General features: G+C 45.7%; 19 protein-coding genes. 15 read left to right on the top strand and 4 right to left on the bottom strand.

Translation table 11 applies throughout. The annotated features are described in order from the left end of the window. Positions 1–38 precede the first annotated feature (38 nt). The 10 genes from EML15_RS00355 (at position 39) to EML15_RS00310 (ending at position 11,132) form a co-directional block, all read left to right on the top strand. Complete coding sequence (locus EML15_RS00355) at positions 39–1,028, top strand: WYL domain-containing protein (protein WP_144272881.1); 990 nt, start codon at positions 39–41, stop codon at positions 1,026–1,028. Beyond that, on the top strand, positions 1,021–1,995 hold the full coding sequence (locus EML15_RS00350) for a WYL domain-containing protein (RefSeq protein ID WP_185967128.1): 975 nt from the start codon (positions 1,021–1,023) through the stop codon (positions 1,993–1,995). Before EML15_RS00355 ends, EML15_RS00350 begins: the two co-directional genes overlap by 8 nt. A 76-nt stretch (positions 1,996–2,071) precedes the next feature. Continuing rightward, the gene (gene tatA, locus EML15_RS00345) at positions 2,072–2,347 is read left to right on the top strand and encodes a Sec-independent protein translocase subunit TatA (RefSeq protein ID WP_144272879.1); all 276 of its coding nucleotides are present in this window, start codon (positions 2,072–2,074) and stop codon (positions 2,345–2,347) included. A gap of 64 nt (positions 2,348–2,411) precedes the next feature. Next, the gene (gene tatC / locus EML15_RS00340) at positions 2,412–3,467 is read left to right on the top strand and encodes a twin-arginine translocase subunit TatC (protein ID WP_144272878.1); all 1,056 of its coding nucleotides are present in this window, start codon (positions 2,412–2,414) and stop codon (positions 3,465–3,467) included. A gap of 9 nt (positions 3,468–3,476) precedes the next feature. Continuing rightward, positions 3,477–6,269, top strand: a complete 2,793-nt coding sequence (locus tag EML15_RS00335) for a DEAD/DEAH box helicase (protein ID WP_144272877.1) — start codon at positions 3,477–3,479, stop codon at positions 6,267–6,269. A 70-nt stretch (positions 6,270–6,339) separates the two neighbouring features. Then, positions 6,340–7,485, top strand: a complete 1,146-nt coding sequence (locus EML15_RS00330) for a Xaa-Pro peptidase family protein (protein WP_144272876.1) — start codon at positions 6,340–6,342, stop codon at positions 7,483–7,485. Continuing rightward, positions 7,482–8,240, top strand: coding sequence for an SDR family oxidoreductase (locus tag EML15_RS00325; RefSeq protein WP_144272875.1), 759 nt, complete (start codon positions 7,482–7,484; stop codon positions 8,238–8,240). The genes EML15_RS00330 and EML15_RS00325 overlap by 4 nt, the downstream gene beginning before the upstream one ends. Positions 8,241–8,262: 22 nt before the next feature. Further along, the gene (gene cbiE, locus EML15_RS00320; RefSeq protein ID WP_246858044.1) at positions 8,263–9,558 is read left to right on the top strand and encodes a precorrin-6y C5,15-methyltransferase (decarboxylating) subunit CbiE; all 1,296 of its coding nucleotides are present in this window, start codon (positions 8,263–8,265) and stop codon (positions 9,556–9,558) included. Positions 9,559–9,636: 78 nt separating this feature from the next. Then, a complete protein-coding gene (cobM, locus tag EML15_RS00315) occupies positions 9,637–10,410 on the top strand; it encodes a precorrin-4 C(11)-methyltransferase (RefSeq protein ID WP_144272874.1) in 774 nt (257 codons plus the stop codon). Then, positions 10,398–11,132, top strand: coding sequence for a cobalt-precorrin-6A reductase (locus EML15_RS00310; RefSeq protein WP_144272873.1), 735 nt, complete (start codon positions 10,398–10,400; stop codon positions 11,130–11,132). The genes cobM and EML15_RS00310 overlap by 13 nt, the downstream gene beginning before the upstream one ends. 2 nt (positions 11,133–11,134) lie before the next feature. Here EML15_RS00310 and cobJ read toward each other — a convergent pair whose 3' ends face one another. The 3 genes from cobJ to EML15_RS00295 are packed head-to-tail and all read right to left on the bottom strand — an operon-like array spanning position 11,135 to position 14,549. Then, positions 11,135–12,646: a precorrin-3B C(17)-methyltransferase gene (gene cobJ / locus EML15_RS00305; RefSeq protein ID WP_144272872.1), complete on the bottom strand. Its 1,512-nt coding sequence runs from the start codon at positions 12,644–12,646 to the stop codon at positions 11,135–11,137. Continuing rightward, a complete protein-coding gene (locus tag EML15_RS00300; RefSeq protein ID WP_144273419.1) occupies positions 12,643–13,344 on the bottom strand; it encodes a precorrin-8X methylmutase in 702 nt (233 codons plus the stop codon). The genes cobJ and EML15_RS00300 overlap by 4 nt, the downstream gene beginning before the upstream one ends. After that, positions 13,344–14,549, bottom strand: a complete 1,206-nt coding sequence (locus EML15_RS00295) for a precorrin-3B synthase (RefSeq protein ID WP_255455962.1) — start codon at positions 14,547–14,549, stop codon at positions 13,344–13,346. The genes EML15_RS00300 and EML15_RS00295 overlap by 1 nt, the downstream gene beginning before the upstream one ends. A 197-nt stretch (positions 14,550–14,746) precedes the next feature. Between EML15_RS00295 and cobN the strand changes: the two genes are divergently transcribed. The 5 genes from cobN to EML15_RS00270 all read left to right on the top strand — a co-directional run bounded on the left by cobN (position 14,747) and on the right by EML15_RS00270 (position 22,345). After that, complete coding sequence (gene cobN, locus EML15_RS00290) at positions 14,747–18,385, top strand: cobaltochelatase subunit CobN (RefSeq protein WP_144272871.1); 3,639 nt, start codon at positions 14,747–14,749, stop codon at positions 18,383–18,385. Between the two features lie 31 nt (positions 18,386–18,416). Then, entirely contained in the window at positions 18,417–18,962 is a 546-nt protein-coding gene (locus EML15_RS00285) for an FxsA family protein (RefSeq protein WP_246858043.1), read from the top strand. 12 nt (positions 18,963–18,974) lie between these two features. Then, positions 18,975–20,570 carry an apolipoprotein N-acyltransferase gene (gene lnt / locus EML15_RS00280; RefSeq protein ID WP_144272870.1) on the top strand — a complete coding sequence of 532 codons (1,596 nt, stop codon included), beginning with the start codon at positions 18,975–18,977 and terminating at the stop codon, positions 20,568–20,570. 68 nt (positions 20,571–20,638) lie between these two features. Continuing rightward, positions 20,639–21,436, top strand: a complete 798-nt coding sequence (locus tag EML15_RS00275; protein WP_144272869.1) for a polyprenol monophosphomannose synthase — start codon at positions 20,639–20,641, stop codon at positions 21,434–21,436. A 57-nt stretch (positions 21,437–21,493) separates the two neighbouring features. Then, positions 21,494–22,345, top strand: coding sequence for a hypothetical protein (locus EML15_RS00270; RefSeq protein WP_144272868.1), 852 nt, complete (start codon positions 21,494–21,496; stop codon positions 22,343–22,345). Positions 22,346–22,396: 51 nt separating this feature from the next. Here EML15_RS00270 and EML15_RS00265 read toward each other — a convergent pair whose 3' ends face one another. Beyond that, positions 22,397–22,780, bottom strand: coding sequence for an RNA polymerase-binding protein RbpA (locus tag EML15_RS00265; protein ID WP_144272867.1), 384 nt, complete (start codon positions 22,778–22,780; stop codon positions 22,397–22,399). Positions 22,781–22,857 lie beyond the last annotated feature (77 nt).

Genomic DNA, 22,857 nt, shown 5'->3' with positions numbered 1-22,857 from the left:
GAGCTACATTGCCAGTAACGCGTTATACCGAAAGAGCCGTGAATCTTGTCTTTGCTTTTCTGAATGCAGAAAAATCAGGTCAATCATATTTGACTACTAAATGGATTATCGATCATGTTGCTGGTTATAGCAAAGATGAACATAATAGACCGCGCTCGCAGAAAACAGCAGAGAAACTCGTCGAGCGTGATAGAAATGTGCTGGTTAAAGTAGGGGTTCCGATTGAAACCATTTCGATTAATTCGCAGGTTGCTTATCGATTGCAGGCAGATGCATATCACTTACCTCATATTGACTTCACCCCGGAAGAAGCTACGGTTCTCGCTCTTGCTGGACAAATCGGAATGGGCGATGAGCTCGCTGCTTTTTCGCGTTCTGGCTGGACAAAAATCGCTGCTACTGGCGTGGAAAGAGATATAAAAGCAAAAGTAGCATTGACTGCCATTAATGATTGGAGCTCTTTGTCAGCACAATCACTCGACGTCATCCTATCTGCTGTGCAGGATCATGGTCGGTTGTCTTTTCTCTATACATCTTCTCATGCTTATGAGCCGCAAGAGCGTTGGCTTGATCCTTGGGGGCTGGTCAATATGGGCGATCGACTCTATCTTGTTGGCTTTGATGTAGATAGAGAGGATGTACGGGCTTTTCGTACCAAAAAACTTTCTGAGATCACTACACTGGAAATGAACAAGCAGCATATCAGTGTATATGGCGAGTTTCATCATGCTCCTGAGGGGATAAATCTACAGGAGATCGTCGAAAAGCAATTGCGCGGCACAAGAAAAATTATTGATGCTACTTGTCGTATTGCGCATAATGCTGAAAATGAAATAACGCTGCGCGCACAGAAGAAAGAGAATGATCTTTGTGAGCTTCACGACGTCGATCGCGATTGGTTAGTACGCACAGCAGCTGCCCTAGCACCAGAGGTTATTGTATGCTCGCCTGCTGATGTCGTCGCTGATGTTCGTGCACTATTACAGTGTGCTCTTGATCCCAGCCAAAAGGGAGAAAACTGTGGCTAAATCGTATAAAAAACTTGAAGACCTTGTGCGGATGCTTAATCTCATTCCATATTTTAAGGCGCATCCGGGAAGATCAGTCATGGAAGCGGCTGCTGATTTGGGTATGCAGAATAAACAGCTACTTGAGGATCTCAATAGTCTTTTTTGTTGCGGTCCAGGTTCTCTTCCTGATGAATTAGTCGATATGGACTCAAGTTTTCGTGCAGTAGAGATCATTAATTCTCAAGGGATGGATCAGCCACTTCGCCTTACTCGGACAGAAGCAGGAGCTTTGCTTTTATCCTTGGAGTATTTGGAGTCAGTCCCTGGCTTAGTCGATGCCTCTGCGGTACGCAGTGCTGCGCATAAGTTACGTCAAGCGATGGGCGATGATGTTTCTGGTGTGTTTGATACAAAGATTGCTACTGATACATCCACTGAAATAGAGAAAACTATGGGGACTATTCAAGAAGCAATGATGAAGCACAAACAAATTATTTTTGATTATCTGCCCGCAGATCAGTCCAAAGAAAAGAAGCAACGAGTAGTAAGTCCTATACGCATCTTTACCCATGACTTGCATTCTTATCTGTGTGCGTGGGAGGACAGCGTAGCTGATACCCGTAATTTTCGACTTGATCGCATTCATCATGTAGAGATAAGCGACGACAAGGCAAAGAATAGTTCAGACTTTAATTTCGACGACAGTGATCCTTTTGGATACGCAGCTGTGGCAACTCAAGCAACACTGATTTTTCATGATCATGCAGTATGGTTGGCAGACACTATCCCTGGTGCTTTTGGAAATTGGGAGCGCTATCAAGGAAAGCAATGCTATGTAGTGCAGGTGCCTATTATTTCGCAACAATGGCTGGTGCAATTTTTGCTGAGCAATGCTAAAGATGTCTATGCAATTGAGCCTAGTAGTTTACTTGACGCGGTTCGTAAACAGGCACATCAAGGCTTAGCAGCATACAATGGCGCATAAGTGCTACAGTCATTAGTGAAGTTAATAAAAATGAAGGCTCAAGTAAAAATCTGAGTTTTACAGAAAGGCTAGTATCGTGGGTTCTCTCGGTGCACCAGAAATTATTATCATTGTTCTTGTTATTGCTTTGCTCTTTGGTGCCAAAAGACTGCCAGATGCAGCACGCTCTTTGGGGCGTTCCATGCGTATCCTCAAATCTGAGGTAAAAGAAATGGGCAAAGACGACGAGCAGCAACCTAAGCAAATCGCTCAACCTGTGGTATCAGATCAGCATACATACCAGCCGCAAAATAATCTCACAAATCATAATTCTATTCAGCCACAGCCTCAGCAAAATACTCCTGAGCAATAAGTCATTAATGTGGTACCTCTTAGTACAATTGTGAGATATTTTTTGGTGTCGGAGAAACCAGCATATGTCTGAAACTACTGCGTCTAAAAAACGTAGCTGGCGAAAAAAGAAAACATCCGATGGCTCCATGGAGCTTATAGAGCATTTTCAAGAACTGCGTCAGCGGTTAATTAAATGTATCTGTGCCCTTTTTGTAGGATTAATCATCGGTTATATCTGGTATCAGCATTCTTTATTTTTTATTCCTAGCCTTGGCGACATTATGCTCAAACCTTATTGCGCCTTACCCGTTGATAAAAGAGCATTTAGCGGAGCAGACGGGCAATGTCGTTTTTTGGCTACAGCACCTTTTGACATGATAATGCTCCGGATCAAAATGGGGGCAATCGCTGGAGCGGTACTGGTATCACCCATATTTTTCTATCAAATTTGGTCTTTCATTACTCCTGGTTTGATGAAGAATGAGCGTCGTTGGGCAAGACGCTACGTCAGCTGTGCAGTGTTGCTATTTCTCGCTGGTTGTGCACTTGCATATGCAGTGTTGTTCTTTGGTCTTGAACTCTTACTTACTATTGGCGATAAGTTCCAAACGGCAGCGCTAACCGGAAAGGATTATTTTTCCTTCGTCCTCAATATGTTTTTATTGTTTGGTATCAGTTTTCAAGTGCCACTATTACTGGTGCTACTCAATCAGGCAGGATTACTTAGTTACAAAGCAGTAAGTAAGCGACGTGACATCACGTGGATTTTATTAGCAATTTTCGCTGCTTTTATGACACCGGGACAAGATCCATATGGCATGGTCATCCTCGCAGTCACGCTATGTATTATGGTGGAGTTTTCTTTTCAGATTATGCGCCTTAATGATAAGCGAAGAAAGAAAGACCGACCTGATTGGCTTGATACTGCAGATGATACAGCTTCATCGCTAGCACCTACTACACACGAGGGTGCTGATGAACACAATACAGCAGATTCTTTTGACTCCAGCATTCTTCCCGCACAGCCCATTGAGCGTCCTCAGCCTATTGCAGAGCCGAGCGAAGATATCCATACCTCCGGCACAGATCATTCCACCAACAATAGCCATATATCCCATCCATTTGATGATGTTATCTAAGACGGTATTATGACCACTAAGCATTTAGATTTTTTTCAATCTTCTCTGTCATTCTCCATGGATGATTTCCAGGTTCGTGGTTGTGAACTGATTGAAGAGGGAGAAAATGTTTTAGTATGTGCGCCTACTGGTGCAGGAAAAACAATCGTCGGTGAATTTGCAGTTTCGTTAGCGTTAGCACAAGGCACAAAATGCTTTTACACCACACCGATTAAAGCGCTCAGTAATCAAAAGTATCACGATCTTGTTGCAGATCATGGTGCAGAAAACATTGGTTTATTGACTGGTGATGTATCCATCAATCATGATGCTGATGTTCTTGTTATGACCACAGAAGTATTGCGCAATATGATCTATGTGCAGTCGGAGACGCTGACACGACTTAGCCATGTTGTCATGGACGAGATCCATTTTCTCTCAGATAAAACTCGTGGCGCAGTCTGGGAAGAAGCAATTTTAGGTCTTGATCAGGATGTATGCCTTATTGGTTTATCAGCGACAGTGAGTAATTCTGAAGAATTCGGGCGCTGGCTCCATAGCGTTCGCGGCAGTACGTCAGTTATTGTCAGCGAACATCGACCAGTTCCGTTAAAACAATGGATGCTCGTCGACAAGCGCTTGCATCAATTATTCGATGATGATGGTGTCAGCGTTAATGAGCGGTTGCAGCGACACGTCGCTAAGTTGGAAGAAAAGGGTTTCTCGGCTAATTCGCACGCTAAAGCTGGCGGATTTCGTTCCCGAAGTGCTCACACTAATGGCATAGAAAAATTCTCAGCGCATGCACAACGCAAAAACCACCATGCCTTTCAGCCATTAAGCCGACCGGATGTATTAAAAATATTGAATGAGCAAAATATGCTGCCGGCCATCACGTTTATTTTTTCGCGTAGTGGCTGTGACAGTGCGTTATACCAGTGTTTGAGGGCACGGTTTTCGCTCACTACGACTGAGCAGGCACAAGAAATCGCTCGTATCGTTGATAGAGCTGTTGCAGATATCCCAAAAGAGGATCTGAGAGTTCTTGATTTTTCTCGCTGGAAAACTGCTTTACAGCGTGGTTTTGCTACCCACCATGCTGGAATGCTACCGGCATTTCGTCATGTTGTGGAGGAATTATTCAGCAAAGGGCTTGTGCGTGCTGTGTTTGCAACAGAGACATTGGCGCTTGGGGTGAATATGCCAGCGCGTACTGTGGTGTTAGAAAAACTGGTGAAATTCAATGGCGAATCTCATGTCGAATTATCCCCAGGTCAATATACACAGCTGGTAGGGCGTGCTGGTCGACGCGGAATCGATACTATCGGACACGCAGTTGTCATGTGGGCACCGGCTCTAGATCCGAAAACTGTTACTGAACTAGCCTCTACCAGGACTTATCCTCTCAACTCTACTTTTGCACCGGGCTATAATATGGCGGTAAATTTGCTGGGCACTATTGGATTTGAGCCAGCACATCGGTTATTAGAAAAATCTTTCGCCCAGTATCAGGCAGATGGTTCAGTGGTAAGCGAGGTACGTGAACGCGAACAAGCTGAACAGAATGAAAAAGAGTGGGCAGAAAAGTTGCATAAGCTCATTCAATCAATGGCTCCGCCTAGTGAGCACCCTGAACAGGAGCTTTTAGAATATATCCAATTGCGTCGTACGCTCAAAGATGCAGAAAAGCAGGCGAAAAAACAAGCTGGTATTGAGCGCGAAAAAGAGGTTATTCGTAGTTTATCCAGGTTGAAGCTGGGGCAAGTTATTGCTTTGCCAACAAAGAAACGACCAGTGCTTGCTGTGGTCGTGCAACCTGCTAAAGATAATCACGATCCTCATCCTTGGGTCACAATGGAATCTGGTTGGTCAGGGAAAATCTCGGCAGATAGTTTACGAATGCCACCGATTATTGTTGGGACCATGTCTTTGCCGCGCTTGGCTATTGCACGCCCGAGAAAAGGTGCTGCAAGTGTGGTGAGAGCTTTTGCACGGCATCATTTTGATCGTCCCAAAAAGATGAAGCTAGAGGCAAAAGCTCGATCAAATCGCAGAGTTCTTGCCTTGCGTACCCAGCTACGCCAAAGCCCTGTTCATTATTGGGCTGATTTGGAGGCAGCAGTTTTATTGGGTGAAAAGCTACTGAAGGCGCGTCGCACAGTTGCATATCTATCTGAAAAAATTTCTTCAGCCAAAGATACTCTTGGACACACTTTTGACCGCATTATCGAGTTACTGGCGGAACTAGACTATGTTGAGTTCGTTGAAGATAGCAGCAGTGGCACACGCCTGCCACAGATTACCGATGAAGGAACACGGCTCGCGCACATACATACTGAATCAGATTTGCTTGTGGCACAGTGTCTCAAGCGGGGTATTTGGAATGAACTTGATCCTGCAGAACTTGCTGGTGTGGCGAGTATGTGCTGTTTTGAGAATCGTAAAGAGACTCGTGGACAACATAGGCAAACAGTTCAGGCTGCCAGTGAAGCAATGGAAAATGCTATGAACAATACGATTAGATTGTGGGATGCGTTAAGCACCGATGAGCGTCGTTATCGCTTGCCCATAACTCGTTTTCCCGATGCGGGTTTTGCTTTGGCTATTCATCAATGGACTGCAGGTGCGCCTTTGGATTATTGTTTGGCTGCTGCAGCCGAATCAGGAGCCGAGCTCAGCCCTGGTGATTTTGTTCGTTGCGCACGCCAAGTTGTTGATCTTTTAGAACAGATACGTACTACTGCATACACCGATGAAATGCGCTATAGTGCACGACAAGCAGCAGATGCTATTCGACGTGGTGTAGTAGCCATCGGTGATTAAACCAGACAATCGTGTCCATTATGAATAGTGGATATGAGATATTGGATCGTGAGTAAAAGGAACGAAAACTATGACTGAACAAAAATGTTTTCCAGCACACGTTTATCAAGAAAGACTCAATAAAGCGCAAGAGATTTGCCGCCACAAGCACGTAGACGGTCTTATTATTTCCAGCGGGTCACAATTTGCTTATCTGCTGGGTACATATATGCACACACACGAGCGTTTTTGTGCTCTTATTATTCCTGCTTCTGGACAACCGGCACTGATATTGCCTGATGTTGATAAGGCGGAATTGGCTAAAGGCGTTGTCGGTGCGTTAGATATCAAACTCACCGGATGGCAAGACGGCGAAAATGCATATGCTCTTGCATTATCCGTATTGGCTGCTCAACATGATTCAGGTGATGGTGAACTTCGTCGTATAGGGGTTGGTCCTGATTTAACTGCTGATCATTTCCTTAAGATTCGCACGCATTTGCCACATGCTGAGTATGTACTTGCAACCACGTTACTTGCAGAGTTATTTGTCCAAAAAGATGAAGAAGAAATTGCGCAGTTGCGTCGTGCTGCTCAGGCTATTGATGCAGTTCATGCACAGGTTCCTGCTTTATTAGTTGCAGGTCGTACTGAAGCAGAGGTTGCCGCACAATTACATGAACTTATCGCTTGCGAACATGAACATATTGATTTTGTCATTGTTGGTTCTGCAGAAAATGGTGCAAATCCTCATCACGACTATTCTCAACGAATACTAGCCACCGGCGATGTTGTTGTCGTCGATATTGGTGGTACTACTGATTTTGGTTATCACTCTGATTGCACCCGTACCTATGTTGTCGGTGGTAGTGAGACTGTTGATGCTGAGGTTGCGCGTCGTTATGCTATCTTGCAAAAAGCACAAGCTGCCGCGTTAGCTGCTGTCGCACCTGGCGTCAGTGCGCATAGTATTGATCAAGCTGCTAGAGATATAATCGCTGAGGCTGGGTTTGCCGATAATTTCATTCACCGAACTGGGCATGGCATTGGGTTATCTGTGCACGAAGAACCATATATTATTGCGGGTAATGAGCTGATTTTACAGCCAGGAATGTGTTTTTCTGTGGAACCAGGTATTTATTTTCCAGGTGAATTTGGTGCACGCATTGAAGATATTGTGGTGGTTACCGAAACTGGATGTGAGACTCTCAATAATCAACCTCGAGGCTTGCAATGACACCCACTATTGTTCTTCTTGGCGCTACCAGTGAAATAGGCAGTGAACTTGTACTTCGCATCTGTGCACAGCATCATGTTGTCCTTGCTGCTAGACGTATCGACGCATTAGCTGATTTAGAAGAAAAGTTATTGGATCGAGGAGCACTTAGTGTTGAAAAACTATTCTTTGATGCTCAGGATCTAGATTCTCATCGTCCGTTATTCGAGCATATCGTGCATAATGCACCAGGGTATATTCACCATGTTATTGTTGCTTTTGGTATTTTAGGCGATCAAGAAAAAGCACAGGTCGATGAGTTGCATGCAGCTGAGATCGCTCATATCGACTACACTGCACAAATAGTGGCTCTTAGTGTGGCTGCTGATATTTTGCTCAGCAACCAAGAAGTGTCAACACTTACTGCTTTTTCTTCTATCGCTGGATGGCGTGCTCGTCGCGCAAACTATGTTTATGGTTCGACTAAAGCTGGACTCGACGCTTTTTGCCAAGGCTTGACGGATAGATTGCATGGTAGTTGCGTAAACATGATTACTGTTCGTCCTGGGTTTGTTATCGGTGCCATGACCACAGGGATGAAACCGGCGCCGTTATCAGTTGATGCAGCTACGGTGGCAGATACTGTAGCAAAGACTTTGACTCTGCCAATGGGGAAGTTGCGTAGTAGAACCTTGTGGGTACCAGCACAGTTGCGGCTGTTGGCGTGGGTCATGCGGATTATTCCTCGTGGCGTGTGGCGAAAAATGCCTCGTTGATTTCCATACTAGGATCAGAATTATGTCTAGAACTGCGCTTTCACCACACCTTAAGGCATATAGCAATAGCGATGACCATAATATGCAGCAACAGTATTGTGCGGTCGTTGGTATAGGAGCTGCTGGTTTTTCTGAGCTAGGTTATAAAGCTCAGCAGCTCATTATCAATGCCGACGTGGTCGTGGGATCATGGCGACAACTGCATTTAATACCTGAGGATGTTTCAGCTGATAAGCATCCTTTGCCAGCGCCACTGTTACCTGCGCTACCAAAGTTTTTTGCCCGTCTTGAGGAACAGTATCGTCGCATTGTTTTTTTGGCTTCTGGTGATCCTCTGTTTCATGGCATTGGCAACACCTTATTGCGATTATTTCCTGATAAAAGTTTTCATATCATTCCTGCTGTTTCCAGTGCTAGCCTTGCCTGCTCTCGACTAGGTTGGTCAGTGGCAGATACTTCTGTTTTTAGTTTGGTATCCAATGACATTTCTGTGCTTCATCGTGCACTAGATGAGAATCAGCGTTTCCTAGTATTAGGCAGGGATGAACAAAGTCCACATGATATTTGCCAATTGCTATCCGAGCGCCATTTGTCAAATAGCAGGGTAACAGTGCTCAGTGACCTGGGTAGCGTCGATGAGCAGATTATTTTTTCTAGTACGCATACACCACCCGAGGTGACAAGTTCACTTAATGTCATTGCTGTAGAACCTCATAGTGATGATCTTGGTCAGGATAGTATTCGCTCCTTAACCCCAGGACTAAGCGACCACTGCTATCAACATGATGGGCAACTAACTAAGCAGCACATTCGTGCTTTAACAGTATGTGCACTTCAACCTCGTAATGGCGAAACTCTATGGGATATTGGTGCTGGTGCTGGTTCTGTTGCCATTGAGTTTTTGCGTACGACGAAAAACTCTCATGCAATTTGTTTTGAGTCTATTCCAAGTAGACAAGAAAATATCATGACCAATGCACATCGCCTTGGGGTAAAACGCCATATTGCTATTCAAGGACAAGCACCGCAAGCCTTTGATTCTGTACCAGATGCGCCCGATGTTATTTTCATCGGTGGTGGGTTGACCAATGAAAATCTATTTCATCAAGCATGGTTGAGGCTCAAGCAGGGGGGTAGGCTTGTTGCCAATGCAGTGACAATTGAAAGCGAGCAATTACTGTGGCAACTGCATAAAAACTATGGCGGCGACTTAACAAAAATCAATGTTGCAACGCAACATAGCATTGGTTCTTTTTCTGCATGGCGCCCTGCGTATCCCATTACTCAGTGGGTTGTGGTCAAAAAAGACCTAGCATAGTTCTTGAAAAATTTTTAATGCACACCCGTGTGTACGACTAAGATAAAAACCAATCATTAATTTGGCAAAGGATTTTTTGTGACTGTTTATTTTATTGGTGCAGGTCCAGGTGCAGCTGATTTGCTTACTTTGCGGGCAGATAAGCTCATTCGCTCTTGTCAGGTGTGCCTATATGCAGGCTCAATTGTGCCTCAAGAGGTGTTAGAACATACTCCAGAGGGAGCACAAGTAATAAATACAGCACGAATGCCGCTTGATGAGATTATTTCTTTAATCATTGCTGCTGATGAGCAAGGGCATGACGTCGCACGCTTGCATTCTGGCGATACATCTATTTATTCAGCACTTGCTGAACAACTTCGTCGCCTTGAGCAGCATAAAATACAGTACGAAATTGTTCCTGGGGTTACTGCTTTTAGCGCGGCGGCAGCAGTATTGGGGCGAGAATTAACAGTACCTACAGTTGGACAGACAGTAATTCTCACGAGGGTTCAAGGACGTGCTTCGCGTATGCCAGTGGGGGAGGATCTCCACAGTTTGGGTCAAAGCCGTGCAACAATGGTTATTCATTTGGCGGTGCATGATATTCGACGAGTCGTTCGTGAACTCACACCGAATTATGGTGATGATTGTCCTTGCGCTGTGGTCGCCTATGCTAGTCGCCCAGAAGAAACTATCTGTCGTGGAACTCTCCAAGACATTGCTGAGAAAGTAGAAGAAGCACAGATTCAACGCACTGCAGTGATTATCGTAGGTAATGTGCTCACTGCAGATACTTTTAGCGATTCATATTTATATTCCCTGCATCGACCTCGTGATGAAGAAGGACGAACCATCCCATGCGTGCGTTAATTCTTGGTGGCACTCATGAGGCACGACAACTAGCACAAGAACTCTATGAGTATGGTTGGTATGTCACCAGTTCGTTAGCTGGCAGGGTGACTCATCCTCGGTTGCCTGTCGGGGAAGTGCATATAGGTGGCTTTGGTGGTCCCGCAGGTCTTGCTGCCTGGTTATTAACGCATGGCATCGAACTCATTATTGATGCTACACACCCTTTTGCCGAGCGTATTAGTATCAGTGCTTCTGAAGCAGCACGGGCTACTGGGATTCCGCTTATTGCTTTGCGACGCCCCGGCTGGCAACCACAAGCCCGAGACAAATGGGTCAGTGTTGATTCCATGAGCAAAGCAGCTGAAGTATGTGCTCAGCAATTCCACCACATTTTCCTAACAATTGGGCGCCAACAGCTTACTCATTTTGCCCATGATCCTTATAATCTCTACGTCATTCGCTGTGTGGAAAAACCTTCGTGTCCTTTGCCTCCACGCCATCGGCTAATTTTATCGCGTGGACCTTTTGAGGTAACTACTGAGAAGAAGATAATGCGTGACAATCAAATTGATTGTGTTGTCACAAAGAACTCTGGTGGACAACTCACCCAGGCGAAACTAACAGCAGCACGAGAATTAGGGATTAGCGTTGTTATGATTCAGCGCCCGATTCTGCCTAAAGCAAGCTATGAGGCAACAAGCGTTGACGATGCTATGCGCTATATTTCTATGCTTGCATGAAACTATGCGGGATAGCGTCGTGAAGTAAATACTCGTGTTGTATCGTGCGCACGATATGTGCGAGTAGTTGAGGCACCAATAATGATCATGGTGCGCATATCGACAATGCTAGGATCAAAATGCTCAAGATCAGTAATAGTGATGTTTTCCTCAGCACTTCCTACTGCTCTCGCGACGATCACCGGGGTGTGTGGTTGCTGATAGCGGCGCACAATATCGCGCAATCGTGTCACTTGTTCACGACGTTCCCGTGACGCTGGGTTATATACCGCAAAAGCCATATCTGCCTGGGCAAGTGCATGAATTCTTTTTTCAATAACGCTAAAAGGCTTCAACCTATCGGACAGGGAAATCATGCCGAAATCATGACCAAGCGGTGCACCTACGCGTGCAGCAACTGCTTGAGCAGCGGTCATACCAGGAACAATACGAACTGGCACATCAGCCCATTGGGGATCATCTGCAGTTTCTAATACCGCAGCTGCCATCGCAAAAACACCAGGATCACCAGAAGATACAACAGCCACCCGACGCCCTCGCTTGGCTAAATCCAACGCCATTGCTGCTCGTTCTGCTTCCACTTTATTATCACTAGCGTGTCGACGCTGACCAGGAATCTTTGGCACGCGGTTAATATAGGTGGTGTAGCCAATAAGGTCAGTGGCGTATGCCAGTTCCTCTGTAGCTTCTGGAGTTGTCCATTCAGACGCACCAGGTCCTAATCCAAGAACGACTACTTCACCTCGTCGCTGGGTTATGTTTTCTGTGACAATGTCGTCTTTTTGTGCCTCCAAAGATGGTACGACAGCAACAGAAAAATAGGGGACATCTTTTTCTTGCGCGTCTAGTAAGGGGATATGCTTTTGACCTGCCATTCCTACCCGGACGACAACATATGCTCGCTGAGCAACCCCAGCCTGAATCATAGCGGCCTTTACCTTGTTAAAGGTTCTGCCTAGCTTCATGATGACTGCGCTCTGGCACTGTGATAATGCTTGAGTTATTTCTTCCCGGCTGCAAGTTCCCGGAATAATACTAAGGATTTCTTTCTCCTCTGCCAGTGCCAGGCCAAGATAATCTGCAGCAGCAGTAATGGAGGGGATACCCGGTACGATTTCTGCGGCATAATCCTGTGCCAAAACCCTATGCAAATGCTGATATGAGCTATAAAGCATGGGATCCCCAAGAGCAAGCACCGCCACAGTCTTTCCCTCAGATAAATGCTGTGACAATCGCTGACTAGCTTGATGATAGAACTCAGCCATTGCGCCTGCATAACCACCTGGATGCTCAGTGATACCCGTGGTGACTGGATATTCCAGTAATTCTAAATGTTGATGGCTTTTGATATGCTCTTTCACAATCTCATAGGCCGTTGACTCACCTTGTGGTTTGGCGTGAAAAGCAACAACATCAGCGCTTTCTAATGCTTTTATCGCTTTGATGGTGAGCAACTCCGGGTCACCAGGACCGACACCAATACCGATTAGTTTTCCACCAAAATTATTGCTCACGACATAATCTCCTCAGGATGAGCTAGGGCATTGAGTGCAGCACAGGTAATTGCTGAGCCACCCCGACGACCATGCACAGTGATATAGTGCGTACCGAGTTGCTCTGCCATACGAGCCAGTGCCAGTTTTGATTCTGCTGCTCCCACAAAACCAACAGGAATGCCAACTATAGCAGCGGGACGCGGTAATTTTGGTGAGGCAGCAAGCTCATTGAGCAAATGAAAAAGTGCGGTTGGCGCATTACCAATGGCTACCACTGCATTTGCTAAATCAGGTTTCCATAGTTCCACAGCTGCAGCACTGCGTGTCGTGCCCAATGTGTGTGCTAATTCAGGAACTGCTGGGTCGTGCAACAAGCATCGAATATCATTATGTGCAGGTAATCTCATGCGTGTGATACCTGTGGCAACCATGGTAACGTCGCACAAAATGGGTGCTCCTTGGGCTAGTGCCGCATAGGTATGTTCAACAACATCATCACTCATAGCAATGTCTTTGGCTAGTGCGGTATCACCAGCAGCATGAATCATACGCACTGCAACTCGTGCTTGGTCTTCAGAAAAATCTCGAAGATCAGATTCAGCACGGATCATTGCAAAGGAACGACGATAAATAGCATTGCCGTCAGTGATATATTCCTGTGTTACATCATTGAGATAGGGGGCTACATGAGGATAAGCCACATCATTTTTTTCCATCATCGGGTACTGACCTCATATTCTGCGTCGGAAATAGCTAAAAATTCTGTATGAGTATCTAATGGGTGGCCGCATCTACGTTGGCAACCAGAAAAATGTACTAGTCCCTCAACCTGAGTCTGTTGCTGAGCATAGGCTGCGGCATCATGACGTACATTAGATAGTGCCTGTGTGCATCCAGGTAATCCGGTACACGCACTGAGGGACAACCAAGGAGATTGTTCGTCAAAAATCATTCCCATAGGAGCCAAGACTTTAACTATCGCTTCTGCTACGCTTTCAGACACATCATGCACAATGACACTTGCCCAAGGCGTTACCGTCGTGGGTGCACCAATAGCTGCAAGAATTTGTGCGATAGTGGCATCATATTGGCCAAATGCACTAGCGAACCCCAATGTTACTGAACCATGCTCATTATCGAACCAACCAACACGTCGCTTCTGACTTTGTTCCTGGGATAGCACTGGCATATCGTGCTGGTCGAGCATGGTCAAGTTGTAGGTGTCTACCAAAAAGTCAATTGTGTGTTGTGAAAAAGAATCATGCTCATGTACACGCCATAGTTGTGCCCGTTCCTGCTGCCACTTAGCTGCTGCTGCAAGCAAAATTTCATTGCTATCTTGAACGCGATCAATGGCTACGCGTGTAAGTTCTCCTCCCAGAATGAGTAATGAACCATACTCAAAGCGCATTATGCCAAAGTCTGGTTTTTGGCTGAGGATATCACCTTCGCCTGAATCAAAACCAAAAAGAATCCGACCAGGTAAACCCACAATTTCATCGTTAGCTAATAATGCAGCATCAAACTTGGCGACTACCTCCCATAGTTGGGTAGAAAAAGGCGAAGCAATGATATTGCGCAATCTATCATGAGCTTTCGACGGTACAAGCCGCGCCTGGGATACAGCATTGCTAAAGGCCAAGGGGTCTTTTATCCCACGTATTTGGACGTTGCCACGAGAAGTGAGATGAAAATGAGAATCACCATGTTCGGCTGCGAGTTGATGGATTGTCTCCCAATTTTCTGGTTGCACAAGACCACCCGGGAATCGAAGACGACCAACATATCCGTCGGCAGCTTGGTGCAGGGAATGGGCACCAGGACATCGATCGGTACGAGAACCTCGTATAACGTTTTTTTCTTTTTTCGTCTCGTCACTATTGCTATCCCTCGATGGGGACAAATGTTTTCGGACAGTCACATATATCAGTTTAACTTACTGCTCATGCTATTCTGTGACATATAAGCCACCTGCATATTTATGTTTCTATGGAAGTCGGTGTAATTCCGCGCGGTCGCGCCACTGTCATAGTCAGACCTATGGGAATATAAGCGGTAGTTTTAGCACCTCATCGCCTAAGGGCGCGTTACCCTTCTACGATTTCTATAAGGACCATAGTGATTACCTTACTTTCCACTTCAGACACAGATTTATTAACTGCACAAGCTGCTAATGCACACGAGAATGTGCACTTCAAGTATGCTAATCCAACGTCGATTAGTATGTCGTGGTTAGACGAACATATCCGCAGCACTGATGTGTTTATTGTCAGACTACTAGGTGGTAAAAGAACATGGGAGCAGGGGATAGAAAAGCTCCTTGACTCTGGGGTACCCACTATTGTCGTCTCCGGGGAACGCGCCATTGATGCTGAACTGACACAGCTATCAACAGTTGCCTCTGGTACGGTAACAACAGCCCATACATATCTTGCTGAAGGCGGAGTGGAAAACCTCGTTAACCTCCATCATTTTCTCTCCGACACCATTTTGTTCACTGGCTTTGGCTTTGCACCACCTCAGCATATGCCACTGTGGGGATATCTTGATCGCACTGATAACACCACTCATAGCAACTCTGCTGTAACTAAAGCACAAAACCCCATACCACGCATCGGCATTGTGTACTACCGCGCACAACACCTAGCAGGAAACACTGCCTATGTTGAAGCACTTGCACAAGCAATCGAAGAACGTGGTGCTCAGCCTATAGCACTCTATACTGCATCATTGCGACAAGCACCCGAGCAACTTCTTCAAGAACTAGCAACCTGCGATGCCCTCATCACCACTGTATTAGCTGCTGGAGGCACAAAACCTGCTGCTGCAGGTGCTGGTGGCGATGATGAATCATGGGATGTCGCTGCTCTAGCAGAACTAGATATTCCCATCATCCAAGGTCTTGCGTTAACTAATTCTCGCGCACAGTGGGAAGAAAATGATGAAGGACTATCCCCAGTAGATGTTGCAAGCCAAATTGCAGTACCAGAGTTCGACGGCAGAATCATCAGCATTGCTTTTTCGTTCAAGGAATACGATCACAACGGTCTGATCTCATATGTACCCGATCCAGAGCGATGTCGTCGACTAGCTGGTATCGCATATCGTTATGCAATGCTCCGCAGCATAGACAATGCAGCAAAGAAAATTGTGCTCATGTTCTCTGCTTATCCCACTAAACATGCACGGATCGGAAACGCAGTAGGCTTAGATACGCCGTTGTCTACGCTAAAGCTACTACGCGAATTAGAAAAGGCTGGTTATGATCTGGGAGATACCACCCTCATCCCGGGATATACCAGTTCAGATGACCAAGGTTCCTTAGATGGCGATGCACTCATGCACGCTATTATCGACGCCGGCGGCCATGACCCACAATGGTTAACCCAAGAGGTACTTGAGAATAACCCACTCAAATTAAGCAAAGAAAAATACCTTGAGTTCTTTGCTACATTGCCTGCTGATATGCAAGAAGAGATGACTGCGCACTGGGGGCAAGCACCAGGTGAGCACTATGTCAATCCTGACACTCAGGAAATATATATTGCTGGCTTACAGTTTGGCAATGTCATCATCATGATCCAACCACCACGAGGATTTGGCGAAAATCCAGTAGGCATTTACCACGATCCAGACTTACCTGCGAACCATCATTACCTTGGTACATATTATTGGTTGCGCGAAGTCTTTGGTGCCGATGCCATTGTTCACATGGGTAAACATGGAAATATGGAATGGCTACCTGGAAAAAACGCTGGACTTTCCGCGCAGTGCTATCCCGATCAGGCAATCGCCGACTTGCCACTGATCTACCCATTCTTAGTTAATGATCCAGGTGAGGGGACACAAGCAAAACGTCGTGTCCATGCCACTCTCATCGATCACATGATTCCGCCTATGGCACGTGCAGAAAGTTATGGCGATATCACCCGTCTGGAGCAGCTTCTCGACGAACACGCCACAATTTCCGCAATGGATCCAGCAAAACTTCCTGCGATTCGCCAAGAAATCTGGACACTGCTCCAAGCAGCAAAAATGGACTCTGATCTAGGCTGGGACGAACGCCCCGATGACGATGCCTTCGACGATAAGATGATGGAAATCGACGGCTGGCTTTGTGAAATCAAAGACGTTGCTATCCGAGGTGGACTCCATATCCTGGGAGAGGTACTCAACGGAACCACACGTGTAGAGCTAGTCCTAGCAATGCTACGTGCCCGTCAACTGTGGGGTGGGGAAGAAGCAGTACCAGGTCTACGCGAAACACTCGGCTTATCAGAAACCGGACAAGAAACCCGACACCGCGTTGACGAAATAGAAAAAATTGCATATAACCTGCTAGAGCAACTAGAAGATAAGCAATGGCACGTACACAGTATTGATCAGATTCTTCAGGCCACGCCATTACCACAAAGCACTGACCATGCCGCGCTACGCAAATTATTAGTATTTAGTTGCCAAGAAATTATTCCGCGTCTTGAAGCAACAAGTGCAGAACTTCATCAAATTATCCGAGCACTTGACGGACGGTTCATCGAAGCTGGACCATCAGGTTCACCTATGCGCGGATTGATCAATGTACTACCGACTGGACGTAATTTCTATTCCGTCGATCCCAAGTCAGTGCCTTCGCGCCTAGCATGGGAAACTGGTCAGCTGCTAGCTGATTCGCTTATTGAGCGGTACCAGAAAGAACATGATAATGCTTATCCTAAATCAGTAGGGCTAAGCATCTGGGGTACTTCTGCAATGCGCACCTCAGGCGATGATATAGCAGAAGTCTTTGCGCTCTTAGGTATTCGTCCCATTTGGGATGAAGCCTCCCGTAGGGTAGTCGATTTGGCCGTTATCCCTTTGGAAGAACTTGGTCGTCCACGTATTGACGTGACAGTTCGTATTTCCGGCTTTTTCCGAGATGCTTTTCCTCATGTTATCGCTTTGCTTGACGACGCTATCCAACTCGTCGCTAGTCTTGATGAAGCACCAGAACATAATTATGTTCGTGCTCATGCAATGGAAGATGCCATGCCGATTCGACGTATCTTTGGTTCCAAACCAGGTACCTATGGTGCAGGTCTACTAGAGCTTATTGAATCTGGTAACTGGCGCAATGACCAAGATCTTGCCGCAGTATATAGCACCTGGGGTGGTTATGCCTATGGACGCAATCTTGATGGGGTTCGGGCTGAACAGGAGATGCATAATGCTTATCGACGTATCCAAGTAGCAGCGAAGAACGTCGATTCCACTGAACACGATATCGCTGATTCTGATGATTACTTCCAATTCCACGGTGGCATGGTTGCAGCTGTGCGTGCACTCACTGGTGAGTCTCCTGATGCTTATATTGGCGACTCGACGAGACAAGAAACAGTAAAAACTCGTACCTTGCATGAAGAGTCTCGTCGCGTATTCCGTGCTCGTGTTGTCAATCCTCGCTGGTTAGAGGCAATGCGCAATCATGGTTACAAGGGGGCGTTTGAGATGAGTGCTACTGTGGATTATCTCTTTGGTTATGATGCGACGACTGGACTCATGGACGATTGGATGTATGAAAAACTAAGCGAAACCTATGTTGCTGATCCGACTAATCGCGAGTTTTTTGAGAATTCTAATCCGTGGGCATTGCGTGATATCTCGGAACGACTACTAGAAGCTGCAGAACGTGGTCTATGGGAGAATCCTACTCAGGAAAGTCTTGATACATTGCGCACTACTTTCCTAGACATGGAAGGCACTATTGAAGATCGTAACTAATAGTAGTTTCAGCGTAGTCTAGTACAACGCAATGCTTAGAACAGGTACTATGGCAGCTATGCCGTTGATTATTCCTGCACTTGTCTATATTGTCGTTGAGTCTGTGGTCTTTTGGCTAGTGGCACACTTAATTGGTACAGGTTGGGCATTACTATTGCTTATTGCATTTTTCTTTTTAGGGCTCATCCTAGCGACCATGCAAATGCGCTCAATTGCAGCCCGTCTGGCTCACGGCAAAGCAACCCCAGGTAAGGCACTTGGGAATCTAGGTTTAGTAGCTGCCGGTTGTGTTTTCATTACGTTACCTGGCTTTGTCAGCAGCGCCATTGGTTTTTTACTGATTAATTCTGGTACGCGCTCTGTTATTCAGACACGACTATCAAAGAAAATGCGTAAGAAAATTGAAGATCTTGGTATGCGTGGTTTTGAGGCAACTAACCAATATCGGCAGCGATCCTCCTATGGTCATTTTGCTGATACGCATACTGATGCAGCGCCATCGTCACCATCTGAGGAAGACGAAACTAACATTCGCATTTGGTCCCAGCACGTTGATCCAGATGATTTCAAGGAATAGCCACTTTCAATAATGAAAACAGTTTTTCCTCTTTTACTCAGGACAGGTGCAGCCGCATTATCTGGGATTTTAATCTATGCGTCCTATGCGCCTCTCGGCTGGTATTGTGCTGCCATTATCGGGGTGGCACTACTTTTTCTCGCATTGGCACCAGCGACTCTTATCAGAGAGCTTAGTTCCTTTGCGTTGCGCAACAAGCAGCCTCTGAAAAAAACAAAACACAAGGCCACAACGAAAAAGAAAACTCCCATATCAACTCTGGATCTGTCTGGGCGCACCAGATTTTTCCTTGGGTTTGTTCATGGCATGGTTCTTTATTTGCTGCTTTTGCCGTGGATCGGCGAATTAGTTGGCGCGTTCCCTTATGTGGCTCTATGTATCTACCTCAGCTTATGGTCAGGGCTATTAGGTATATGCTTCTCGATTATTAGCAAAAAGTTCGTTCGTGGGGCATTAGTATGTTTCCCTTTTATCTATGCAACAATCGAGTGGGGCAGAAGTACCATACCTTTTGGTGGCTTTGCTTGGGTGCGCTTAGCATGGGGACAAGTAGACAGCCCGCTCGTGTATTTTGCCCCTTGGGGGGGCGCTCCTTTGGTCAGTTTTCTTACTACTGGTATCGCAATGCTTTTTCTTGCGCTTTGCCTTTCTCAAGTTTTTAGAAAAGTGCTTATCAGCCTCATTGTCTTTGGTCTTATTAATGTGAATGCATGGCTTAGTGGTGGCAGTGCTGACCAAGGGCATATAAAGGTAGCAGCAGTTCAAGGCAATGTACCGCAACTTGGTTTAGAATTCAATGCACAACGTCGAGCGGTATTGCGTAATCATGTGGTAGAAACTGAAAAAATCACTCAACCTGTGGATGCTGTATTTTGGCCGGAAAATGCCGCGGATGTTAACCCATTCAGTGATACTCAAGCTGGGCTTATGCTGGGTCAAGCCTTGGATCGCGTTCAGGCACCGATTTTGCTCGGTACGATTACCGAGGATGCTTCTGGGCTCCATAACACTATGGTTGTGATGGATCCGCGCACTGGTAAAGGAGATGAGCATAATAAAAAATTTCTCCAACCATTTGGCGAGTATATGCCGTGGAGAAGTTTTTTCCGGATGTTTACCCCTTTAGTAGACCTCGCCGGTGATTTTAAGCCTGGTAATGGTACTGGTACTGTCGCAATGCATACTGCGCAATCCAATCAAAATATAACCGTAGGCATAACAACTTGCTATGAGGTAGCTTTCGATCAGGCAGGGCATAGCGCTATCAATGCCGGCGCACAAATCCTTACAACCCCGACTAATAATGCGACTTTTGGCTTTAGCGATATGACTTATCAGCAATTGGCAATGAGCAGAATGAGGGCTATTGAATTAGACCGAAGCGTCATCGTAGCAGCTACTTCTGGTGTTTCTGCGCTTATCGATCCAGATGGTGTCGTAAAGCAAAAAACAGAAATTTTCACTTCTGATACGCTTATCGACGATATGCCTTTGCGGTCTTCTGTTACTTTTTCTGCTCGATATGGTCATTTTGTTGAACCGATCCTTGGCTGCATCGGGATCGTACTATTGGGGATCAGTATCTTTTCTCAGCGTGTACGTAAGTAGTGCTAGAGCATAAATCAGCTATTATTGTTTTTTGGTGTTAATCCTTAACCAAGGAGTAAAGAACTTTAATGTCAAAGCCCAGCGAGAAAACTTTAGTAATTATCCCCACCTATAACGAGTTGGAGAATCTACCACTCATTACTGGTCGAGTACGAAGCGCTACGCCTGATGTTGATATCCTTATCGTTGATGACAATAGTCCAGATGGTACTGGTGCAGCGGCTGACGAGTTAGCAGCAAATGACGACCATATCCATGTACTACATCGTCAGGGTAAAGGTGGGTTATGCGGCGCATATGTAGCTGGTTTCCGTTGGGGATTAGAGCGTGATTATACCGTTCTGTGTGAAATGGACGCAGATGGCTCTCATGCCCCTGAGCAGCTTTATTTATTGTTACGCGAAGTTGATGATGGTGCTGATCTCGTCATTGGTTCTCGTTATGTTCCTGGTGGTGAGGTAATCAATTGGCCTAAAAAGCGTTGGATTTTATCCAAGGGAGGAAATATCTATATTTCCTTAGCACTTGGTGCAGGCTTATCCGATATGACTGCTGGTTATCGTGCTTTTAGACGTGAGGTTCTTGAGGCAATTAATCTTGATGAGCTCTCTAATGCTGGATATATTTTCCAAGTTGATATGGCCTTTAGGGTTGTGCGTGCTGGGTTTGATGTTCGCGAGGTTCCTATCACTTTCACAGAACGCGAAATTGGTGAGTCAAAATTATCCGGTAGCTTTGTCAAGGATTCACTTTTAGAGGTAACTCAATGGGGTTTTGCTCATCGAAAGCAGCAGCTTAGCGATTTCATCAGTGATTTTTCTGGGCTGATAAAGCATGAAATTCAAGAAAAAATGCGTAACAAATAACTATTCTTTTTCGCTATTTATATACAGAATATCCATCCTCAAAAAAGAGAGTTACCTATGAAAAAATTTCTCTCAGGCTTATGTGCAGCAATACTCGCTATGAGCATTGCTCCTCTTGCTAATGCAGTTGAGTTAGAATCTGCTCCACCACAACGTACCCAAATCGCAATTGTCTATGACACTGGTGAGGCAATCGGTTCTGCAAATCAGCATGAAGCTCGTCCTGCGTTGTCGTTGTCAAAACTTTATCTTGGTATGTGGGTGTTACGCAATGGAGATAATGCTGATAAAGCCAAGGTAGAAAATATGATTAGGTTCTCTGAGGATGCCACTGCATCATACCTTGATCGTAAATATCCGCAGGCAATATCCGAAGTCATTGGAAACTATGGTTTGACCCATTCTCGCTATGGTGGGGCATGGGGGAATAGCACTACGAGCGTGTCTGATGTTGCTCGCTTTGTTTCAGCTATCAAATATGATCCTGTAGCGGCACCAATCATCCAAGGAATGCGTACTGCAGCTCCGATTGCCGCTGATGGTTACCCGCAAAATTATGGTACTTCACAGCTACCTAGTTCTGAGGGCACCAAGTTTGGTTGGTCTGATAATCATAATGTCAATGGCACTGTTTCTTTTGGCCCTGGTTATGTGGTTGCTGCTTCTACTTTTGGCTCAGCAAGTGATAATACTTCAGATGTGAAAAGCTCTATTCGAGATACTCCTGCAGGTATTCCTGGTATTCCAGATATTCCTGGCGTTTTGCCTGGCTTTAATGGTGGTGCTGAGCTTAAGCAGCGTCTACGTTGTCTTGTCCCTGAAGAAGCTGGGGCAGCAGTGGAGCAGATTATTCCTGATAATGTGCCGATTCCACAACAGCTGGTTACTGTCTTGCCACAGTGTCGCTAGAAATAAAAAAAAATCCAGTCAATCACTGACTGGATTTTTTTTATTGTCTGATTAGCTTTGTTTAGCAGCTTCTTCTTGTTGCTGTTTAAGTAAACGTTGCGCATTTCGACGACGCTTGCGTAATTGATCGATACGTTCTTCAAGAAGTAAATCTAGTTCTTCGATAGAGCGACGCTCTCTGAGCATATCCCAGTGTGTACGAGGCGGTTTGGTGACTTTTGCTTCGCTGCCTTCGCCCTCCATGAGGTAACCAATTTGCCCATTTTTGCATAGCCAAGTTGATGGTATCTCCGCATCATCAGCGAATGGTACTTCATAAACCTCGTCAGTTTCAGTTTTGTATCGAACCAATTGGCGTGGTGCCAAATCATGGTCACGATCTGTTTCATAACTCACAGCACCCATGCGGCTGCCGCGAAGAACACGATCTGCCATATGGTGATCAGTCCTTTCGTCGTAAATAATTATCGAAGCAAGCTAAAATTTTCTTACCTAAGATCTACTACTATAAC

This window comes from Corynebacterium sp. sy017 (genome assembly GCF_017918135.1).
In the GTDB taxonomy this organism is placed as follows: Bacteria; Actinomycetota; Actinomycetes; order Mycobacteriales; family Mycobacteriaceae; genus Corynebacterium.
The sequence above is the reverse complement of the archived record's forward strand: the minus strand, read 5'-3'. Positions and strand labels throughout refer to the sequence as shown.